Origin of the sequence: Streptomyces sp. NPDC004629 (assembly GCF_042873595.1) — a bacterium.
Lineage (GTDB): Bacteria > Actinomycetota > Actinomycetes > Streptomycetales > Streptomycetaceae > Streptomyces.
In genome coordinates this window covers 628,874-646,020 of the sequence record NZ_JBIALO010000001.1, presented here as the reverse complement: position 1 = coordinate 646,020, position 17,147 = coordinate 628,874, and the positions used below count along the sequence as shown (strand labels likewise).

The 17,147-nt window shown below is 72.6% G+C and carries 17 protein-coding genes and 1 riboswitch; of the genes, 7 read left to right on the top strand and 10 right to left on the bottom strand.

Annotated features, from left to right (window positions below; translation table 11 throughout):
- Nucleotides 1-16: 16 nt before the first annotated feature.
- Nucleotides 17-139, top strand: a riboswitch (cobalamin riboswitch).
- A gap of 148 nt (nucleotides 140-287) precedes the next feature.
- Both ACFYTE_RS02800 and ACFYTE_RS02795 read left to right on the top strand, forming a co-directional pair.
- The gene (locus ACFYTE_RS02800) at nucleotides 288-2,699 is read left to right on the top strand and encodes a ribonucleoside-diphosphate reductase subunit alpha (protein WP_388703902.1); all 2,412 of its coding nucleotides are present in this window, start codon (nucleotides 288-290) and stop codon (nucleotides 2,697-2,699) included.
- On the top strand, nucleotides 2,699-3,712 hold the full coding sequence (locus ACFYTE_RS02795) for a ribonucleotide-diphosphate reductase subunit beta (RefSeq protein ID WP_388703900.1): 1,014 nt from the start codon (nucleotides 2,699-2,701) through the stop codon (nucleotides 3,710-3,712). The genes ACFYTE_RS02800 and ACFYTE_RS02795 overlap by 1 nt, the downstream gene beginning before the upstream one ends.
- Here ACFYTE_RS02795 and ACFYTE_RS02790 read toward each other — a convergent pair.
- On the bottom strand, nucleotides 3,625-3,867 hold the full coding sequence (locus ACFYTE_RS02790) for a hypothetical protein (RefSeq protein WP_388703898.1): 243 nt from the start codon (nucleotides 3,865-3,867) through the stop codon (nucleotides 3,625-3,627). The two genes, ACFYTE_RS02795 and ACFYTE_RS02790, sit on opposite strands and share 88 nt — an antisense overlap.
- Before the next feature lie 93 nt (nucleotides 3,868-3,960).
- Between ACFYTE_RS02790 and ACFYTE_RS02785 the strand changes: the two genes are divergently transcribed.
- On the top strand, nucleotides 3,961-4,926 hold the full coding sequence (locus ACFYTE_RS02785; RefSeq protein ID WP_388703896.1) for a helix-turn-helix domain-containing protein: 966 nt from the start codon (nucleotides 3,961-3,963) through the stop codon (nucleotides 4,924-4,926).
- Between the two features lie 158 nt (nucleotides 4,927-5,084).
- Here the strand turns inward: ACFYTE_RS02785 and def are convergent, their stop codons facing one another.
- The 8 genes from def to ACFYTE_RS02745 form a co-directional block, all read right to left on the bottom strand.
- A complete protein-coding gene (def, locus tag ACFYTE_RS02780) occupies nucleotides 5,085-5,735 on the bottom strand; it encodes a peptide deformylase (RefSeq protein ID WP_388703893.1) in 651 nt (216 codons plus the stop codon).
- Nucleotides 5,736-5,886: 151 nt separating this feature from the next.
- Nucleotides 5,887-6,870, bottom strand: coding sequence for a tetratricopeptide repeat protein (locus ACFYTE_RS02775; protein ID WP_388703890.1), 984 nt, complete (start codon nucleotides 6,868-6,870; stop codon nucleotides 5,887-5,889).
- 111 nt (nucleotides 6,871-6,981) lie between these two features.
- A complete protein-coding gene (locus tag ACFYTE_RS02770) occupies nucleotides 6,982-8,343 on the bottom strand; it encodes an HD-GYP domain-containing protein (protein WP_388703887.1) in 1,362 nt (453 codons plus the stop codon).
- A complete protein-coding gene (locus ACFYTE_RS02765) occupies nucleotides 8,340-9,680 on the bottom strand; it encodes an HD-GYP domain-containing protein (RefSeq protein WP_388703884.1) in 1,341 nt (446 codons plus the stop codon). Before ACFYTE_RS02765 ends, ACFYTE_RS02770 begins: the two co-directional genes overlap by 4 nt.
- A 160-nt stretch (nucleotides 9,681-9,840) precedes the next feature.
- Nucleotides 9,841-10,143, bottom strand: a complete 303-nt coding sequence (gene rsrA, locus ACFYTE_RS02760; RefSeq protein ID WP_388703882.1) for a mycothiol system anti-sigma-R factor — start codon at nucleotides 10,141-10,143, stop codon at nucleotides 9,841-9,843.
- Complete coding sequence (gene sigR, locus ACFYTE_RS02755; protein WP_388703879.1) at nucleotides 10,140-10,823, bottom strand: RNA polymerase sigma factor SigR; 684 nt, start codon at nucleotides 10,821-10,823, stop codon at nucleotides 10,140-10,142. Before sigR ends, rsrA begins: the two co-directional genes overlap by 4 nt.
- 256 nt (nucleotides 10,824-11,079) lie before the next feature.
- Nucleotides 11,080-11,709 carry an alpha/beta family hydrolase gene (locus ACFYTE_RS02750; RefSeq protein ID WP_388703876.1) on the bottom strand — a complete coding sequence of 210 codons (630 nt, stop codon included), beginning with the start codon at nucleotides 11,707-11,709 and terminating at the stop codon, nucleotides 11,080-11,082.
- A gap of 1 nt (nucleotide 11,710) precedes the next feature.
- Nucleotides 11,711-12,526: an SOS response-associated peptidase gene (locus ACFYTE_RS02745; protein WP_388703874.1), complete on the bottom strand. Its 816-nt coding sequence runs from the start codon at nucleotides 12,524-12,526 to the stop codon at nucleotides 11,711-11,713.
- Between the two features lie 106 nt (nucleotides 12,527-12,632).
- Between ACFYTE_RS02745 and ACFYTE_RS02740 the strand changes: the two genes are divergently transcribed.
- From ACFYTE_RS02740 to ACFYTE_RS02725, 4 genes are all read left to right on the top strand, one after another.
- Nucleotides 12,633-13,355, top strand: coding sequence for a M50 family metallopeptidase (locus ACFYTE_RS02740; protein WP_388703871.1), 723 nt, complete (start codon nucleotides 12,633-12,635; stop codon nucleotides 13,353-13,355).
- 230 nt (nucleotides 13,356-13,585) lie between these two features.
- Nucleotides 13,586-14,902, top strand: coding sequence for a 3-phosphoshikimate 1-carboxyvinyltransferase (gene aroA, locus ACFYTE_RS02735; protein ID WP_388703868.1), 1,317 nt, complete (start codon nucleotides 13,586-13,588; stop codon nucleotides 14,900-14,902).
- A 16-nt stretch (nucleotides 14,903-14,918) separates the two neighbouring features.
- A complete protein-coding gene (gene rsgA, locus ACFYTE_RS02730; protein ID WP_388703866.1) occupies nucleotides 14,919-15,929 on the top strand; it encodes a ribosome small subunit-dependent GTPase A in 1,011 nt (336 codons plus the stop codon).
- Between the two features lie 89 nt (nucleotides 15,930-16,018).
- The gene (locus tag ACFYTE_RS02725; RefSeq protein ID WP_388703864.1) at nucleotides 16,019-16,342 is read left to right on the top strand and encodes a DMT family transporter; all 324 of its coding nucleotides are present in this window, start codon (nucleotides 16,019-16,021) and stop codon (nucleotides 16,340-16,342) included.
- A 69-nt stretch (nucleotides 16,343-16,411) separates the two neighbouring features.
- Here the strand turns inward: ACFYTE_RS02725 and ACFYTE_RS02720 are convergent, their stop codons facing one another.
- On the bottom strand, nucleotides 16,412-17,005 hold the full coding sequence (locus ACFYTE_RS02720; RefSeq protein WP_388703861.1) for a TetR/AcrR family transcriptional regulator: 594 nt from the start codon (nucleotides 17,003-17,005) through the stop codon (nucleotides 16,412-16,414).
- Nucleotides 17,006-17,147: the final 142 nt, after the last annotated feature.

Here is a 17,147-nt window from a genome sequence, read left to right as displayed (position 1 = left end):
GTGCCACCACGGCCCGGCACTAGATGTATGCTCATGCTCGCTGTCGCCGCAGGGGAATCCGGTGCGAATCCGGAACTGTCCCGCAACGGTGTACTCATGCGCGTATGCCCGCATACCCGCATGCAGGCTTCAGTCCGAGGACCTGCCGACGGCGCGCCCGGCCGTCCGGCCCGGGTGCTCTGACGTCCGGGCCTCGTGGAATGGGCCGGTGGACGCGACGCCGTGCGCGCTCGCGTGCTGCCCCCTGCCCTCCGCAAGGCCCCGTGCCGAGCGAGGGAGAGCCCCACGTGACCATCGCGCCAGCCGACCCGGCTTCAGCCGCCCAGGCGACCGCGGCCCCGGTGGAGACCGACGGCCCCGGTGCCGCGCTGCTGCGGACCCTGACCGAGCTGACCGCCGACCTTCCCGACGCCGACCCCGGCCGGGTCGCCGCCGCCGCGCTGCGCGGCCGGTCCGCGCGGTCCGACGCCGCTGCCGCCGCGGAGCTTCGGGAGCTGGCCACCGAGGCGGCCGCCGGCCTGATCTCGGAGGACCCCGCCTACTCCCGGCTGGCCGCCCGGCTGCTGACCCTGTCCATCCGCGCCGAGGCCGCCGCACAGGGCGTCACCTCGTTCACCAGGTCGATCGCCGTGGGGCACCGGGAAGGGCTCATCGCCGACCGCACCGCCGCCTTCGTACGGCGGCACGCCGAGCGGCTGGACGCGCTGATCGACACCGCGGCGGACGACCGTTTCGGGTACTTCGGGCTGCGCACGCTGCACAGCCGCTATCTGCTCCGGCACCCCCTGACCCGCCACGTCATCGAGACACCCCAGCACTTCATGCTGCGCGTGGCCGCCAGCCTCGCCGACGGTGCTGCCGACGCCCTCTTTGGGGAAGACTCCGCGCACGCCGTGGACGAGGTCGCCGCGCTCTACCGGCTGATGAGCCGCCTCGACTACCTGCCCTCCTCCCCCACGCTCTTCAACTCCGGCACCCGCCACCCGCAGATGTCGTCCTGCTACCTCCTCGACTCCCCCAAGGACGAGCTGGACTCCATCTACGACCGCTACCACCAGGTCGCCCGTCTCTCCAAGCACGCAGGCGGCATCGGCATCGCCTACTCCCGCATCCGCTCCCGCGGTTCGCTGATCCGCGGCACCAACGGGCACTCCAACGGCATCGTGCCGTTCCTGAAGACCCTCGACGCCTCCGTGGCCGCCGTGAACCAGGGCGGCCGGCGCAAGGGCGCCGCGGCCGTCTACCTGGAGACCTGGCACTCGGACATCGAGGAGTTCCTGGAGCTGCGCGACAACACCGGTGAGGACGCCCGCCGTACGCACAACCTCAACCTCGCCCACTGGATCCCGGACGAGTTCATGCGCCGGGTCGACGCCGACGAGCCGTGGTCGCTGTTCTCCCCGTCGGACGTGCCGGAGCTGGTCGACCTGTGGGGCGCGGAGTTCGACGCCGCCTACCGCGCGGCGGAGGCGGCCGGGCTCGCGAAGAAGACCATCCCGGCCCGTGACCTCTACGGCCGCATGATGCGCACCCTCGCACAGACCGGCAACGGCTGGATGACCTTCAAGGACGCGGCCAACCGCACCGCCAACCAGACGGCCGAGCCGGGCAGTGTCGTCCACTCCTCCAACCTCTGCACGGAGATCCTGGAGGTCACCGACGACGGCGAGACCGCGGTCTGCAACCTGGGCTCGGTCAACCTCGGCGCGTTCGTGAGCGGCGGGGGCATCGACTGGGAGCGGCTGGACGAGACGGTCCGCACCGCCGTGACCTTCCTGGACCGGGTCGTCGACATCAACTTCTATCCGACCGAGCAGGCGGGCCGTTCCAACGCCAGGTGGCGGCCGGTCGGCCTCGGTGTGATGGGCCTGCAGGACGTCTTCTTCAAGCTGCGCCTGCCCTTCGACTCCCCCGAGGCGAGGGCCCTGTCCACCCGGATCGCCGAGCGCATCATGCTCGCCGCCTACGAGGCGTCCGCCGACCTCGCCGACAGCAACGGCCCGCTTCCCGCCTGGGAGAAGACCCGTACGGCGCGGGGTGTCCTGCACCCCGACCACTACGGCGTCGAGTTCACCTGGCCCGAGCGCTGGGCGGCGCTGCGGGCGCGGATCGCGACGACCGGCCTGCGCAACAGCCTCCTGCTCGCCGTCGCGCCCACCGCGACCATCGCGTCCATCGCCGGTGTCTACGAGTGCATCGAGCCCCAGGTCTCCAACCTCTTCAAGCGCGAGACCCTTTCCGGTGAGTTCCTCCAGGTCAACTCGTACCTGGTGCGGGACCTCAAGGAGCTGGGTGTGTGGGACGCCCGCACCCGCGAGGCGCTGCGCGACGCCAACGGCTCCGTGCGGGACCTCACATGGATCCCAGCGGAGGTGCGCGCCCTGTACCGCACGGCGTGGGAGATCCCGCAGCGCGGCCTGATCGACATGGCCGCGGCCCGCACGCCCTACCTGGACCAGTCGCAGTCCCTGAACCTGTTCCTGGAGACGCCGACCATCGGCAAGCTCTCCTCGATGTACGCCTACGCCTGGAAGCAGGGCCTGAAGACGACGTACTACCTGCGCTCCCGCCCGGCGACCCGCATCGCACGCGCCGCTCAGGCGCAGTCCCGAGCCACCGTCCCCGTACAGCAGGCCGCCGACCCCGAGGCCGTCGCCTGCTCCCTTGAGAACCCCGAGTCCTGCGAGGCCTGCCAGTGATGTCTCACCGTTCCCGTAACCTTCTCGACCCGGGCTTCGAGCTGACGCTGCGCCCCATGCGCTACCCCGACTTCTACGAGCGCTACCGGGACGCCATCAAGAACACCTGGACCGTGGAGGAGGTCGACCTCCACTCGGACGTCGCCGACCTCGCCCGGCTGACCCCCGCCGAACAGCACCTCATCGGCCGGCTGGTCGCGTTCTTCGCCACGGGCGACTCGATCGTCGCGAACAACCTGGTGCTGACCCTGTACAAGCACATCAACTCCCCCGAGGCACGGCTGTATCTGAGCCGTCAACTGTTCGAGGAGGCCGTGCACGTCCAGTTCTATCTGACGCTGCTGGACACCTATCTGCCCGACCCGGAGGACCGTACGGCGGCGTTCGCGGCGGTCGAGAACATCCCGTCCATCCGGGAGAAGGCCGAGTTCTGCTTCAGATGGATGGACTCGGTCGAGAACCTGGACCGCCTGGAGTCGAAGGCCGACCGCCGGCGCTTCCTGCTCAATCTGATCTGCTTCGCCGCGTGCATCGAGGGCCTGTTCTTCTACGGCGCTTTCGCGTACGTCTACTGGTTCCGCAGCCGGGGCCTGCTGCACGGCCTGGCCACGGGCACCAACTGGGTGTTCCGTGACGAGACGATGCACATGTCCTTCGCCTTCGACGTGGTCGACACCGTCCGCAAGGAGGAGCCGGACCTCTTCGACGATCAGCTGCGGCAGCAGGTCACCGACATGCTCGGGGAGGCCGTCACGGCGGAGCTGCAGTTCGCGCGCGACCTGTGCGGCGACGGCCTGCCGGGCATGAACACCGACTCGATGCGGCAGTACCTGGAGTGCGTCGCCGACCAGCGTCTGACCCGCCTCGGCTTCGCCCCGGTGTACGGCTCCGAGAACCCCTTCTCCTTCATGGAGCTGCAAGGGGTTCAGGAGCTGACCAACTTCTTCGAGCGGCGTCCGTCGGCGTACCAGGTGGCGGTGGAGGGCACCGTCGACCTGGACGAGGACTTCTGATCCCGCTCCTCGTCCGCCGTCTCCTCGGCCTCCCGGAGCTGTCGGTCGATGCGCCGGTCGCGCACGATGCCGAACACCGACGGGAGGACCAGGAGGACGAGGATCCCGAGGACCGTGACCATGCCGATCAGACCTTCGATCTGGTTCGTGTTCATGGACACCACTGTCGTCTCTGACACCCCTTACCGGCAGTGGCAGGACTGCCGCACACCCTCGAATTACTGCCAGGAACGAGGCACACTGGCAGCGTGTTGAAGAACGTGGTGGCCGTGCTGCTGGACGGCGTGCACCCCTTTGAGCTGGGCGTCCTGTGCGAGGTGTTCGGCCTCGACCGCAGCGACGACGGGCTGCCGGTGTACGACTTCGCCGTGGTCTCGGCGGAGGGCCCGGCCCTGCGCACCCATGTCGGCGGGCTGACCGTCTCGACGCCGTACGGGCTGGACCGGCTGGCGGAGGCCGACCTGGTCGCGGTGCCGGCCGGCCAGGAGTTCGCCACCCGCGACTTCCCGCCCGAGCTGCTGACGGCCCTGGTGGCGGCGGCGGAGCGCGGGGCGCGGGTGCTCAGCGTCTGCTCCGGGGTGTTCGCGCTCGGCGCCGCCGGGCTGCTCGACGGGCGGCGGTGCAGCGTGCACTGGAGGCAGGCCGCGGACCTGGCCGTGCGCCATCCGCGCGCGATCATCCAGCCGGACGTGCTCTACGTCGACGACGACCCGGTGATCACCTCCGCGGGCACCGCCTCCGGAATCGACGCCTGTCTGCACATCGTGCGCAAGGAGCAGGGCCCGGAGGTCGCCAACAAGATCGCCCGGCGCATGGTGGTGCCACCGCACCGCGACGGCGGGCAGGCCCAGTACATCGAGCGCCCGCTGCCCAAGGACCGGTGCGACACCGTCGGCGACGTGCTGGCCTGGATGGAACGGCACCTGGACCGTGAGGTCACCGTCGAGCAGCTTGCCGCCCGCGCCCACATGGCACCGCGTACCTTCGCGCGCCGCTTCCAGCAGGAGACCGGCACCACCCCCTACCGCTGGATCCTGCGCCAACGGGTGCTGCTGGCCCAGGAGTTGCTGGAGGGCACGGACGAGACGACGGACGTGATCGCGGCGCGCACCGGGTTCGGCACCGCCGCCGCGCTGCGCCACCAGTTCGTCCGGGCGCTGGGCACCACGCCGCACGCCTACCGGCGCGCGTTCCGGGGCCCCGAGGCCGCCTGAACGCACACCGGGGCCAGAAGACGGGCGCCGTCACCGCACGAGTCTGCCAACTGCGGTTAGTCAGCGCCCGAAGGGGCGCGGGGAACTGCGCGACCAGCCACAACGGTGCAGCAGACGACCGACGGCATAGCGCGGCACTTCCAGCGGAGCGCTCGGCGTCAGTCGTTGGCGACCACGGCGTAGCGCGGCTCGTTCTCGGCCATCTGCCGCAGTGCGTCCTTGCGCTCGCGCTTGGAGAGCCGGTCGATGTACAGGTACCCGTACAGATGGTCGGTCTCGTGCTGCAGACACCGCGCGAAGTAGCCGTTGCCGCGCACCTTGACCGGGTTGCCCCGCTCGTCCTGCCCGGTCACCTCGGCGTAGTCGGGCCGGGCCAGCGGCGCGTACGCGGTCGGCACGGAGAGGCAGCCCTCGTTGCTGTCGTCGAGGCGGCGCCGATCGGCGGGCAGGTCGACGAGCCGGGGGTTGCAGACCACGCCGACGTGCCGGAGGCCCGCGTCGTCCTGGCAGTCGTAGACGAAGACCTTCAGGTCGACACCGATCTGGTTGGCGGCCAGGCCCACGCCCTCGGCGGTGCGCTGGCTGGCGAACATGTCGGCGACCAGCTGCCGGAGTTCGTCGCCGAACTCGGTGACGTCCTTGCACTCCTTGTGCAGCACCGGATTGCCGACGACCGTGATCGGCCGCGAGGTGCCGCGCTCCCGCCAGGCGGCCTCGCGCTCCTCGGTGTCCTCGGTGTCGATGACGAAGCCTTCGTCGTCCACGGGGAGCACGCCCGCGTGCTGCTGATCGGTGTCCTGCTGCGCCATGACCGACGTATGCCTTCCTGACAAGAATGGGGAGTGGATGCTGATACAGGGTACGGGGATCGCGCCCCGCCAGGCGCGGGGCTGTGTCCGCTGTGCGGCTCCGCCGCTCCGGCGCGACCAGCCGGCCGAACCCGCGGCCGGGCAACGGTTCTCAACAGACCTCTTCGAGATCCCGCCAGTCCCGGGAATCGGGGCTGTCCGCGACCCACCCGTCCAGCAGCCCCCGGACCAGCGACGCCGGGGCGGCAACGCCACACTCCCGCTCCGGCACCCACAGCTGCCCGTCCGTACGGTGCCCGAGCGGCCCGGGATGCCCCGGCTCGCTGTGATCGTGCGGATCGAGGTGTTCCCCGTCGCCCTCGTCGGAGGGCATCCGCGACTCGGAGCACATCCGGCACAGCAGCCGCACGGACGACGACCAGTCCTCCGCGGCAAAGCCGGCGTCGGCGGCCAGCTGTTCCAGCGCGTCCCGGTCGGCCTCGCTGGCGGCCTCCAGCAGGACCACCCAGGTGGGCACGGGCGAGGGGGCCCACAACTCGATCTCGTCGAAGACCGGGTAGGCGTGCCCCGCGGCGGTGGTGCGCTCCCCGTGCGGTACGCCGTCGTGCAGCACGACCTCGCCCCAGCGCCGCCCCGACGAGGGCAGCGGAATGGACAGCACCTCGATGCGCGCCGGGTCGAGCCGCCTGCCCCAGACGACCTCGGCCTCTCCCTCCGGGGACAGCCGTACGACCGCGCTGCCCAGCTCCATGCCGAGCGGTTCACCGGTGGCGGTGGCGCCGCCCCCGGGCACCCGCAGTCCGTAGGCCTGCCAGGCGCGGTGGGCCAGCGGCCAGTCCTGCAGGGCGGTGGCGGCGATGCCCACGTTCCACCAGTCGGGCGCGCCGGTCTCCCGGTCCAGCAGGGCCACGGCGCGCAGTCCTGCGGCGCGGGCCTGCTCCCAGTCGTGCCGGAACTTGTGCAGCAGGGCGAGGTTGAACCAGGACTCGGACAGCCAGGGCTCCAGGTCGGCGGCGCGTGTCAACAGCTCGCCCGCGTCCTCGTACCGGCCGTCGCCGATGAGCGTGAACGCCCGGTCGGTGGCCTGCCGCCAGGAGGCGGAGGGCCGGTGCCGTCCCTTGCCGAAGATCCTCACGATTCCCGCCTGCCAGTTCCAGATCCGCACTGTGGGCTGGCTTGTGCCCCCGGACACCCTCTCCCTCGCATCCAACCACGTGCGACGGGAGAGTCGCTCATTACCCATGGGTTACCCAGCCGGGGCCGGGTCAGACCGGCCGGTCCGGCGTCCGCCGCCCCGGCCGGGGCGCTCGCGCGCCGCATCCTGGTCGCCCAGCACCCGCGCGAGCGACTCCACCACCTCGGGCGCGTAGTCCCCGGCGGTGCCCAGCCGCAGCTCTTCCAGGGCCTTGAGCGGGCCGCCGGGACCGGCGTCCCGCGTCTTCTCCTCGTACGCGTTCACGGCCCGGATGATCCGCGCGGCCACCGGCTGCTCCCGGTAGGGATCGGCCTGCCGCTCCACGACCACCGCGACCGCCGCGTCCACCCCGGTCTGCCGTACGACGGCCCCGCCGAGCAGCGCTATCCGCCGCTGTTCCGCGGCGGGCAGTGCGGCGGTGGCCCCGGCCGGCACCGGGTCGACCAGGCTCAGCTGGCCGATGTCGTGCATGAGGGCCGCGTACTCCAGCACGGTCAGCTCGGGCGCGGTCAGCCCGAGGTCCCGGCCGACGGCCTGGCTGAGCGCGGCGACCCGGTGGGCGTGTCCGGCCGGGGTGTAGCCGGCCACCTCGGTGGCCCGGGCGAGGGAGGCGATGGTCTGCCGGTAGGTGGCGCGCACGGCGGCGTACCGGCGCAGCGTGAGCTGGGTGAGCAGGAGCGGCAGACAGAACACGGGCAGCGCCCACAGCCCGACGACGGCGACCGCCAGCGCCATCACCGCGCCCGTCGCGGACACCGCGGATCCGATGCCGAGCAGCCCCCTCAGCTCGTCCCGCAGCAGCGGGCCGAACGGCCACCGGGTGCGGGAGTGGGCCAGGGCGGCGGCCAGGACCGCGTCGCACAGGGCGGTGAGCAGGAGGAGCGCGAGCAGCAGCACGGCGTGCGCCAAGCCGCCCAGGGCCCCGATCAGGCCGTCGCTGTGCAGGGGTGGGAAGCAGACGGCGGCGAAGCCGATGGTGAGGACCCGGCGGGCCAGGTGGTCGAGCGTGCGGGTCCGGCCGCACCAGATGCGCGGGGCGCTGCCGAGCAGCGAGGCGGCGAGGACGACGGTGACGACCTGCGCGGCCCGGCCGGGTGTCCCCGCGCTCTGGGCCGCAGCGAGCGCCTGCGGGGCGGCCGGGTGCCCGGCTCCCTCGCCGAGCAGCGCGTACGACAGGGCGCCGGCCGCGCCGAGCGAGGCGGTCTCCCGGACGTCGGCGCCGGCGACGGTCACGGGGACGTCCGCCACCCGGGCCGGGCCGGACGGCCGCGGGACGGTCAGCTCGCCGACGGCTATGAGCACGCCGAAGGCGAGGGCGGTGCCGCGGTCCTCCAGTCCGCCGAGGAGGGTGACGGTGAGGGAGCCGGCGGCGAGCAGCGCGGCACAGCCATGCACGAGCCGCAGCGCGTTCATCGGCGCGCCTCGCGCGGGCCCACGGCGGGTTCGGAGGGTGGCACCGGGTACCGCGGTTCGTCGGCGGTGACCGCGGGGTGCCAGCCGCCCCCGCTCTCGGCTGCGCTCGACCGGGGGCACCCCCATCGCCCCACGGCCCGGACCAGCGCGGCGACCATCCTGGGGTCGAACTGGGTGCCGGCGCAGCGCTCCAGTTCCCGCAGGGCCGTCGGCACCGGGCGCGCCCTGCTGTAGGAACGGGTGGACGTCATTGCGTCGAAGGCGTCGGCGACGGCCACCACCCGGGCGCACTCCGGGATCTGAGCGCCCGCCAGCCCGTACGGGTAGCCGCTGCCGTCGAGCCGTTCATGGTGGTGCAGGATCGCCGCCCGGGCCTCGCCGAGGAAGGAGATCCCGCGGACCATCTCATGGCCGTACTCAGGATGCAGCTCGATCACGCGCCGTTCCTCGGGGGTCAGCGGGCCGTCCTTGCGCAGCAGCCGGGTCGGCACGCCGAGCTTGCCCACGTCGTGCAGGATCCCGGCGAACCGCAGCACCTCGACGCGGTCGTCGTCCAGGCCGAGTTCGCGGGCGATCATCACGGACGCCTGCCCGACCCGCTCGCTGTGGCCGCGGGTGTATCCGTCCTTGATGTCGACGGCCTGCACGAGCGCGCGGATCGTCGCCTGGTGGGCCGCCCGCTCCCGGTGGTACTGCGCGAAGGCCCACCAGGACACGCCCATCGGCAGCAGCACGAGCAGCGCGACGACCGGCCCGTGCGGGCTGCGCCACAGCACGGCCATCATCAGCCCGGCCAGTCCGTGCACGGCGATCGGCGCGAGCGAGCGGGGCAGCAGCCCGCGCCAGGCCCGGCGCACCGGCACCCGCTCGGCCAGGACCAGGATGCCGCCGTCGAGCGCGGCGATGACGAGGCAGAAGGCCAGCACGGCGGCGGCGACCGGCACGAGGGCGTAGGGGAAGTCGGAGTGCACGACCGCGGCCCGGCCGCCGAGCAGCCAGTGCACACGGGCCGCGACCCCCACGGCGAGCGAGCACTGGGCGGCGCGCCAGATCCGGCGCAGCGCGCGGGGCCGGTCGGCGGGCGACAGCAGGGCGCCGGGCAGCGGTACGAGCGCGGCGGCGGGCGCGGGCAGCAGAAAGGCCCCGGCGAGCAGGACGGGGTGGAAGGTGCCTCCGAAGCGGCGCCGGACGATCTGCTCGCAGGCCGCGTACACCGCGGAGAGCAGCGCGACCGCCCACCAGGGCGCGTGAGTCCGGGGCAGCGGCAGCACCCCGAGCAGGGCCAGGGCGGCGACACAGGTCACGTAGACGCGTGCCCGTGCCGGAACCGCCTCCATGAGCCCTCCCCCGACCATGCCCGTCCTGGCTCCGGAGCCTAGGGCGCGGATCGCGGGGTCCGGGGGGCCTTGCCGCCCGGATTAGCACGTTCGGGTGATGACCGGCGAGTCAGCGGCGGGGCCGGACCGCGGCCGCGGAAGGCGCGGACCGCACGCCCGGTCAGGACTCCTGGGGGGTCGCCGTGATGTCGTGCTCGGGCACGGTCTGGCCGGAGCGGATCAGATCGATCCGGCCCATGACCTTGGCGCGCAGGTCGATCGGCACGTCGTCATGGCCGCAGCACCGCTTGACCAGCTTCTTCACCGCCTTCTCCAGGCCGTACTTCTCCAGGCACGGCGAGCACTCCTCGAAGTGCTGCTGGAACTTGTCGCGATCGGCTGCCGGCATCTCGCTGTCGAGGAACTCGTACAAATGATCGAGTACCTCACTGCAGTCCGTCTCGTGCGGCCCTCCGCAGCTCATGAGCCCGAGCCTTTCGCTTCGTTCGACTCTCCGGCGCCCGCCGGGACCAGCCCGCGCTCGCGGGCGTAGTCCTCCAGCATGCCGCGCAGTTGACGGCGGCCCCGGTGCAGCCGGGACATCACCGTACCGATGGGTGTCCCCATGATGTCCGCGATCTCCTTGTAGGCAAAGCCCTCTACGTCCGCGAGGTAGACGGCGATGCGGAATTCCTCGGGGATCGCCTGCAGCGCTTCCTTGACGTCCGAGTCGGGCAGGTGGTCGAGCGCCTGCGACTCGGCCGAGCGCAGACCGGTCGACATGTGCGACTCGGCGCGGGCGAGCTGCCAGTCCTCGATCTCCTCGGCCGCACTGCGCTGCGGCTCGCGCTGCTTCTTGCGGTACGAGTTGATGAAGGTGTTCGTGAGGATCCGGTACAGCCACGCCTTGAGGTTGGTGCCCTCGCGGAACTGGTGGAAGGACGCGTACGCCTTGGCGTACGTCTCCTGCACCAGGTCCTCCGCATCGGCCGGGTTGCGCGTCATACGCAGCGCGGCCGAATACATCTGGTCGAGGTATTCGAGCGCGTCCCGCTCGAAGCGCGCGTTGCGCTCCCTGCTGGACTCCGCGCCGACGCCCCGGCCCTCGGGCTGCTCCGCCTGGCCGTTGTCGGTCCCTGCGTCGGTCCCAGTGACCGGACCCACCTCCTCAAGATCGCGGGCAGAACCGATACCGGTCCCACTCGAATCGGAGGATAGAACACGACCCGTGCCTGCCGCCGCTCGAATCGGAGCGGTCTTGGCCGCGTGCAGCACCGTCCAGTCCAGGTCAGTGCGGCTGCTGCGGCTCGGGCAAACGGTCGAACCCATGCGGCGGACTCCCTCTCCCACGGCGTCGGTGCTGGAGCTTCAGCACTTCTGACCGCCACAACAGCGGGTCGGCGCGCGGCATTCCCGGCTGTCACCCGAGTGACGCGATCCACTCCGCGACGCCGTCGGTGACGATCTCCAGAGCCCGCTCCTGGCCGATCTCCGCACGCTTGGGCACGGCGAGGCCGTGGTCGCCGTAGGGCACCTCGACAAGCCGGTACGCGCCCGGCGGGAACTCGGCCGGCCTGCCGAACGGATCGTTGCCGCCCTGCACGACCAGCGTGGGCACCTGCGCCCCGAGCAGCTCCGCGGCCCGGGACTTCTCGGGGCTGCCCGGCGGGTGCAGCGGGAAGCTCAGGGCGAGGACGGCCTGCGCCCCCAGCTCGGCCGCCGTGCGGCAGGCGACCCGGGCCCCGGCGCTGCGCCCGCCGGAGATCACGGGCGGGCCCGGCGCGGTGAGCGCGGGCCAGACCCCGCGCCAGCCGGTGTCGAGGGTCTTCGGTGCCGGGGCGACCTTCCGGCCCGCCACCCGCCAGGGTTGCTCCACCAGGGCCACGGTGACGCCGTGGGCGGGCAGCGCCGCCGCGAGCGCCCGCAGGTCGCGCGCCTCGATGCCGCCGCCCGCCCCGTGGCTCACTGCCAGCACGAACCGGGGCCGCCGCGCCGGGTGCCAGGTGATGCGGGCGTCCCCCGCGTCCGTAGCGATGATCTCTGTGGTCACGTCAGAAGAGTGTGCCCGCTTCCGGACCCGCCAGCTCCTTCAGCAGCTCCGGACCGTTGTTGCGGACGTTGCTGACGGCCGTGGCGACCGGGTAGGCGCGCATCAGGCCCTCCGGCGGCGGCTCCAGCAGCGACCGCAGGTCCTCGACATCGGTGCGGGCCGGATCCAGCCAGGCGTCCCAGCGGTCCGGGGTGAGCATCAGCGGCATCCGCGGGTGGATCTCGGCGAGGCTGTGCGGCCCCTCGGCCGGGGCCACGGCCAGCGGGGTGGTCTCCGCCTCGGTGGTGAGCACCGAGCAGGTCACCCACCAGGCCCGCGGATGGTCGTCGGGCAGGGTCCGGTCCCGCCAGAACTCGTACAGGCCCGCCATCGCGAAGACCGAGCCGTCGGCGGGCAGCACGAAGTACGGCTGCTTGCGCGGCCGCTTCTTGCGGCCCTCGACCTCCAGGTCCCGCTCCTGCGCGCCGGTCACCCACTCGTAGTAGCCGTCGGCGGGCAGGATGCAGCGCCGGGTGGCGAAGGCACGGCGGTACGACGGCTTCTCGTGCACGGTCTCCGCGCGGGCGTTGATCATCCGGGCCGCGCCCTCGGGCGACTTGGCCCAGGACGGCACCAGGCCCCACTTCAGCCTGCGCAGCTGCCGAACCGGACGCGGGTCGTCGGCGTCTTTCACCGGACGGTCGAGTACGGCGTAGACCTCCTTGGTGGGCGCCACGTTGTAGTCGGCCTCAAAGGTCTCCTCGGGCTCCCTCTTGTCCACCTCAAAGATTCCTGCGAGATCCTCGGGCCTACGACTGGCTGCATACCGTCCGCACATACGTGCCACACTGCCAGGCCCGGCCGCCACCCGGCCACCGGCTCCGCCGACCAGGCCCGACCCGACCGGCCCCCCGAGCCCCGACCAGAGGGAGCGACCGCACCACATGGACAGCACCGCATCGACCGCGCTGCCCGACCTCTGGAACCGGCTGTGGGGCACCCAGCCAGGACCGGACCAGTGGGTGGTGCTGATCACCCTGACCGCGGCCCTCGCCGTGGTCGTCCCGCACGGGCTGTGGCGCGTCTCGCGCAACGCCATCACCATCGCGCACGAGGGCGGTCACGGCCTGGTGGCCCTGCTCACCGGCCGGCAGCTCACCGGCATACGCCTGCACTCCGACACCAGCGGCCTCACCGTCAGCCGGGGCAAGCCGCACGGCCTCGGCATGATCCTCACCGCCGCGGCGGGCTACACCGCGCCGCCGCTGCTGGGCCTGGGCGGGGCCGCGCTGCTGGCCGCCGGGCGCACCACGCTCCTGCTCTGGCTGGCCACGGCCCTGCTCGTCGCCATGCTGGTGATGATCCGCAACGCCTACGGCGCGCTGACCGTGCTCCTCACCGGCGGCACCTTCCTGCTGGTGTCCTGGCTGGCCGGTACGCAGGTGCAGGCGGCGTTCGGGTACGCGGTGGTGTGGTTCCTGCTGCTGGGCGGGGTGCGGCCGGCCTTCGAGCTACAGGCCAAGCGGGCGCGGGGCGGAGCGGGCGACTCGGACGCGGACCAGCTGTCGCGCCTGACCCACGTGCCGGCATGGCTGTGGCTGTTCCTGTTCCACACGGTGTCGCTGTGCTCGCTGATCGGCGGGGGAAGGTGGCTGCTGCGGGGCTGAGGGCACACCCCGAAGGAGTGACGGGTCGACGTCCTCAGGGCGCGGGGCCGTATCGGTATGCGGCCGCGCCCCGGTTCGAGCGGGGCCGTATCGGTATACGGCCGCGCCCCGGTTCGAGCGGGGCCGGGAACTTCCGCCGGGCGACAAGCCCTCGCGCACCCCGCGGCCGACGGCGCAGCCCCGGTGCACGCACCCGCACCCGGCGACCCCCCGCCCACTAAAGTGGGGCCATGGCCCCGAACAACGCGCACACCGCCCTCTGGCCCGCCCCGCACGCGAGCGGAGCCGTCGACGCGACGGTCCACGTGCCCGGGTCCAAGTCCGTCACCAACCGCGCCCTCGTCCTTGCCGCCCTCGCCTCCGAACCGGGCTGGCTGCGCCGCCCGCTGCGCTCCCGTGACACGCTGCTGATGGCGGGCGCCCTGCGGGCCATGGGCGTCGGCATCGAGGAGGGCGTCGGCCCGGACGGCTCCGGCGAGGCCTGGCGGGTACTGCCGACGGGCCTGCACGGCCCGGCCGCGGTCGACGTCGGCAACGCCGGCACCGTCATGCGCTTCCTGCCGCCCGTCGCCGCGCTGGCCGACGGCCCGATCCGCTTCGACGGCGACCCGAGGTCGTACGAGCGCCCCCTGCACGGTGTGATCGACGCCCTGCGCGAGCTGGGCGCCCGGATCGACGACGACGGCCGCGGCGCGCTGCCGCTGACCGTGCACGGCGGCGGCGCCCTGGAGGGCGGTCCGGTGTCGGTCGACGCCTCGTCGTCGTCCCAGTTCGTCTCGGCGCTGCTGCTGTCCGGGCCCCGGTTCAACCAGGGCGTCGAGGTCCGCCACACCGGCGCCTCGCTGCCCTCCGTGCCGCACATCCGGATGACCGTCGACATGCTGCGCGCGGTCGGCGCCCAGGTCGACACCCCGGAGTCGGGCGGCGAGCCGAACGTCTGGCGGGTCACGCCGGGTGCCCTGCTGGGCCGCGACCTGACCATCGAACCGGACCTGTCGAACGCCCAGCCCTTCCTGGCCGCGGCCCTCGTCACCGGCGGCAAGGTGCTCGTCCCGGACTGGCCGGCGCGCACCACCCAGCCCGGTGACCGGCTGCGCGAGATCTTCACCGAGATGGGCGGCTCCTGCACACTGACCGAGTACGGCCTGGAGTTCACCGGTTCCGGCGCGATCCACGGCATCGACGTGGACCTGAGCGACGTGGGCGAGCTGACCCCGGGCATCGCGGCGGTCGCCGCGCTCGCGGACTCCCCATCGACCCTGCGCGGCGTGTCCCATCTGCGACTGCACGAGACGGACCGGCTGGCCGCGCTCACCAAAGAGATCAACGAGCTGGGCGGCGATGTGACCGAGACCGCCGACGGGCTGCACATCCGCCCGCGCGCGCTGCACGGCGGGATCTTTCACACGTACGAGGACCACCGCATGGCGACGGCCGGCGCCGTCATCGGCCTGGCCGTCCCGGGCGTGCGGATCGAGAACGTGGCGACCACCGCCAAGACCCTGCCGGACTTCCCCGAACTGTGGGCCGGGATGCTCGGGAACTGACGGGCGGACCGGGATCATGCGCCGCTACGGCAAGCACACCGACGAGGACGACATCCGCAGCCGCCCGAACCGCAAGGGCAACCGGCCCCGCACAAACATCCGGCCCAAGCACGAGGACGCCGCCGAGGGCATGGTCCTCACGGTGGACCGGGGCCGGCTGACCTGCCTCGTCGACGGCCGTACGGTCCTCGCGATGAAGGCACGCGAGCTGGGCCGCAAGGCGGCCGTCGTGGGCGACCGGGTGGCGCTGGTCGGTGATCTGTCCGGGCGGAAGGACACGCTCGCGCGGATCGTCCGCATCGCGGAGCGCACGTCGGTGCTGCGCCGCACCGCGGACGACGACGACCCCTACGAGCGGGTGGTCGTCGCCAACGCCGACCAGCTCGCCATCGTCACCGCCCTCGCCGACCCCGAGCCCCGCCCCCGGCTGATCGACCGCTGCCTGGTCGCCGCCTACGACGGCGGCCTCGACCCGCTGCTGATGCTGACCAAGTCGGACCTGGCCCCGCCCGACAAGCTCCTGGAGCTGTACGGCGACCTGGACATCCCGTATGTCGTCACCAGCCGCGCGGAACTGGCGGACGGCGCCGCGGCCGACCGGGTGCGGGAGCAGCTGGCGGGCAAGGTCACCGCGTTCGTCGGTCACTCCGGCGTCGGCAAGACGACGCTGGTCAACGCGCTGGTCCCGGAGGACCTGCGGCGTACGACGGGCCATGTCAACGCGGTGACGGGCCGCGGCCGGCACACCACCACGTCGGCGCTCGCGCTGCCGCTGGGCGACGTGACCGGCTGGGTCGTCGACACCCCGGGCGTTCGCTCCTTCGGCCTCGCCCACATCGACCCTTCCCGCGTGATCCACGCCTTCCCGGATCTGGAGCCCGGCACCGCGGGCTGCCCGCGCGCCTGCAGCCACGACGAACCGGACTGCGCGCTGGACGCTTGGGTGACCGAGGGACACGCGGACCCGGCACGCCTGTACTCTTTGCGCCGGTTGCTGGCCACACGGGAACGCAGGGACGGCGACTGACCTCAGCGGTGTTTGCGGGGGCGCGGGTCTGGCAAGTGCATAATCGCACCGGAGCCGGACATACGGCCGGACATACGGGAGGACAGCACATGGCGTGGCTGCTGGTCGTGGTGGCCGGACTGCTCGAAACCGGCTTCGCGGTCTGTCTGAAGCTGTCGCACGGCTTCACCCGGCTGTGGCCGACCATCGCGTTCGCGTGTTTCGCCCTCGGCAGCTTCGGCCTGCTGACCCTCTCCCTGCGGAAGCTGGACGTGGGGCCCGCCTACGCCGTGTGGACCGGCATCGGCGCCGCGGGCACCGCGATCTACGGCATGATCTTCCTGGGCGACCTGGTGTCGACGCTGAAGATCGTCTCGATCAGCCTGGTCATCATCGGCGTGATCGGACTCCAGCTGTCCGGCTCGGCCCACTAGCCGGACCGCCGGCGGGACGGCTCCCGACGGCGCTGGCAGGGGTTCACGCCGGCGAGTGGGAGCAGGGGTTCACACCGGCTGGTGGTGCAGTGCGTCACGCACCAGGTCGGCGATCCCGCCCTCCGCGGGCGGCGCGGCCACACACGACAACGCCAGCCGCGCCACCAACTCACAGGACCGAACCAGCTCCCCGCCCGCACCCGGACCGGCCAAGGCCGCAAGCGCCCTGTCCCGCACCATCCGCACCAAATCCCCCGGCGACGGCAACGCCCCATCCGCCCGACGCTGCGCCGGCACAACCGAAGACGACACCACAGCGGACAACGACGGCGCGGGCAGTCGCTCGCTCCAGCAACCGGTGAGCATGGCACGCACGATCGGGTTGTCACGGGCGACGGCGGCGGTCCACTCGGCGGTGGCGGTGAGCCGCTCGTGCGGTTCGACGCCGCCCGCCAGGGCCCGCTCGACCCCCGCGAGATAGCCGTCGGCCTCCCGGCGCACGAGCGCCCGGGCGAGCCCGTCCTTGCTTCCGAACTCGTTGTAGAGGGTCTGCCGGGACACTCCGGCCGCCGCGGCCACGTCCACCATCCGCACGGCGGGCCACGGCCGCAGCGCGAGTGCGGTGTAGGCGGCGTCCAGCAGGGATTCCCGGGCAGCAGGCATCGTCGCCTCCCTGGGGGTGAGCGGCTCTGCGCCCAGGTTTGACGCGCCCCTGTGCACTGTCAAGGGTTCGCGTAGCGGGCGCATCCCGCGGGGGCGGTTGTGCGCCATGCCGTGGCCGAGGCGGCCGCGCCGGGGCGGGGCC

Coding starts and splice junctions, on each gene's coding strand:
- ACFYTE_RS02795 (WP_388703900.1), top strand. CDS start 2,699: ATGTCTCACCGTTCCCGTAACCTTCTCGACCCGGGCTTCGAGCTGACG.
- rsrA (WP_388703882.1), bottom strand. CDS start 10,143: ATGAGCTGCGGAGGGCCGCACGAGACGGACTGCAGTGAGGTACTCGAT.
- ACFYTE_RS02725 (WP_388703864.1), top strand. CDS start 16,019: ATGGCGTGGCTGCTGGTCGTGGTGGCCGGACTGCTCGAAACCGGCTTC.
- ACFYTE_RS02790 (WP_388703898.1), bottom strand. CDS start 3,867: ATGAACACGAACCAGATCGAAGGTCTGATCGGCATGGTCACGGTCCTC.
- rsgA (WP_388703866.1), top strand. CDS start 14,919: ATGCGCCGCTACGGCAAGCACACCGACGAGGACGACATCCGCAGCCGC.
- ACFYTE_RS02720 (WP_388703861.1), bottom strand. CDS start 17,005: ATGCCTGCTGCCCGGGAATCCCTGCTGGACGCCGCCTACACCGCACTC.
- ACFYTE_RS02745 (WP_388703874.1), bottom strand. CDS start 12,526: ATGTGCGGACGGTATGCAGCCAGTCGTAGGCCCGAGGATCTCGCAGGA.
- def (WP_388703893.1), bottom strand. CDS start 5,735: ATGGCGCAGCAGGACACCGATCAGCAGCACGCGGGCGTGCTCCCCGTG.
- ACFYTE_RS02770 (WP_388703887.1), bottom strand. CDS start 8,343: ATGAACGCGCTGCGGCTCGTGCATGGCTGTGCCGCGCTGCTCGCCGCC.
- aroA (WP_388703868.1), top strand. CDS start 13,586: ATGGCCCCGAACAACGCGCACACCGCCCTCTGGCCCGCCCCGCACGCG.
- ACFYTE_RS02765 (WP_388703884.1), bottom strand. CDS start 9,680: ATGGAGGCGGTTCCGGCACGGGCACGCGTCTACGTGACCTGTGTCGCC.
- ACFYTE_RS02740 (WP_388703871.1), top strand. CDS start 12,633: ATGGACAGCACCGCATCGACCGCGCTGCCCGACCTCTGGAACCGGCTG.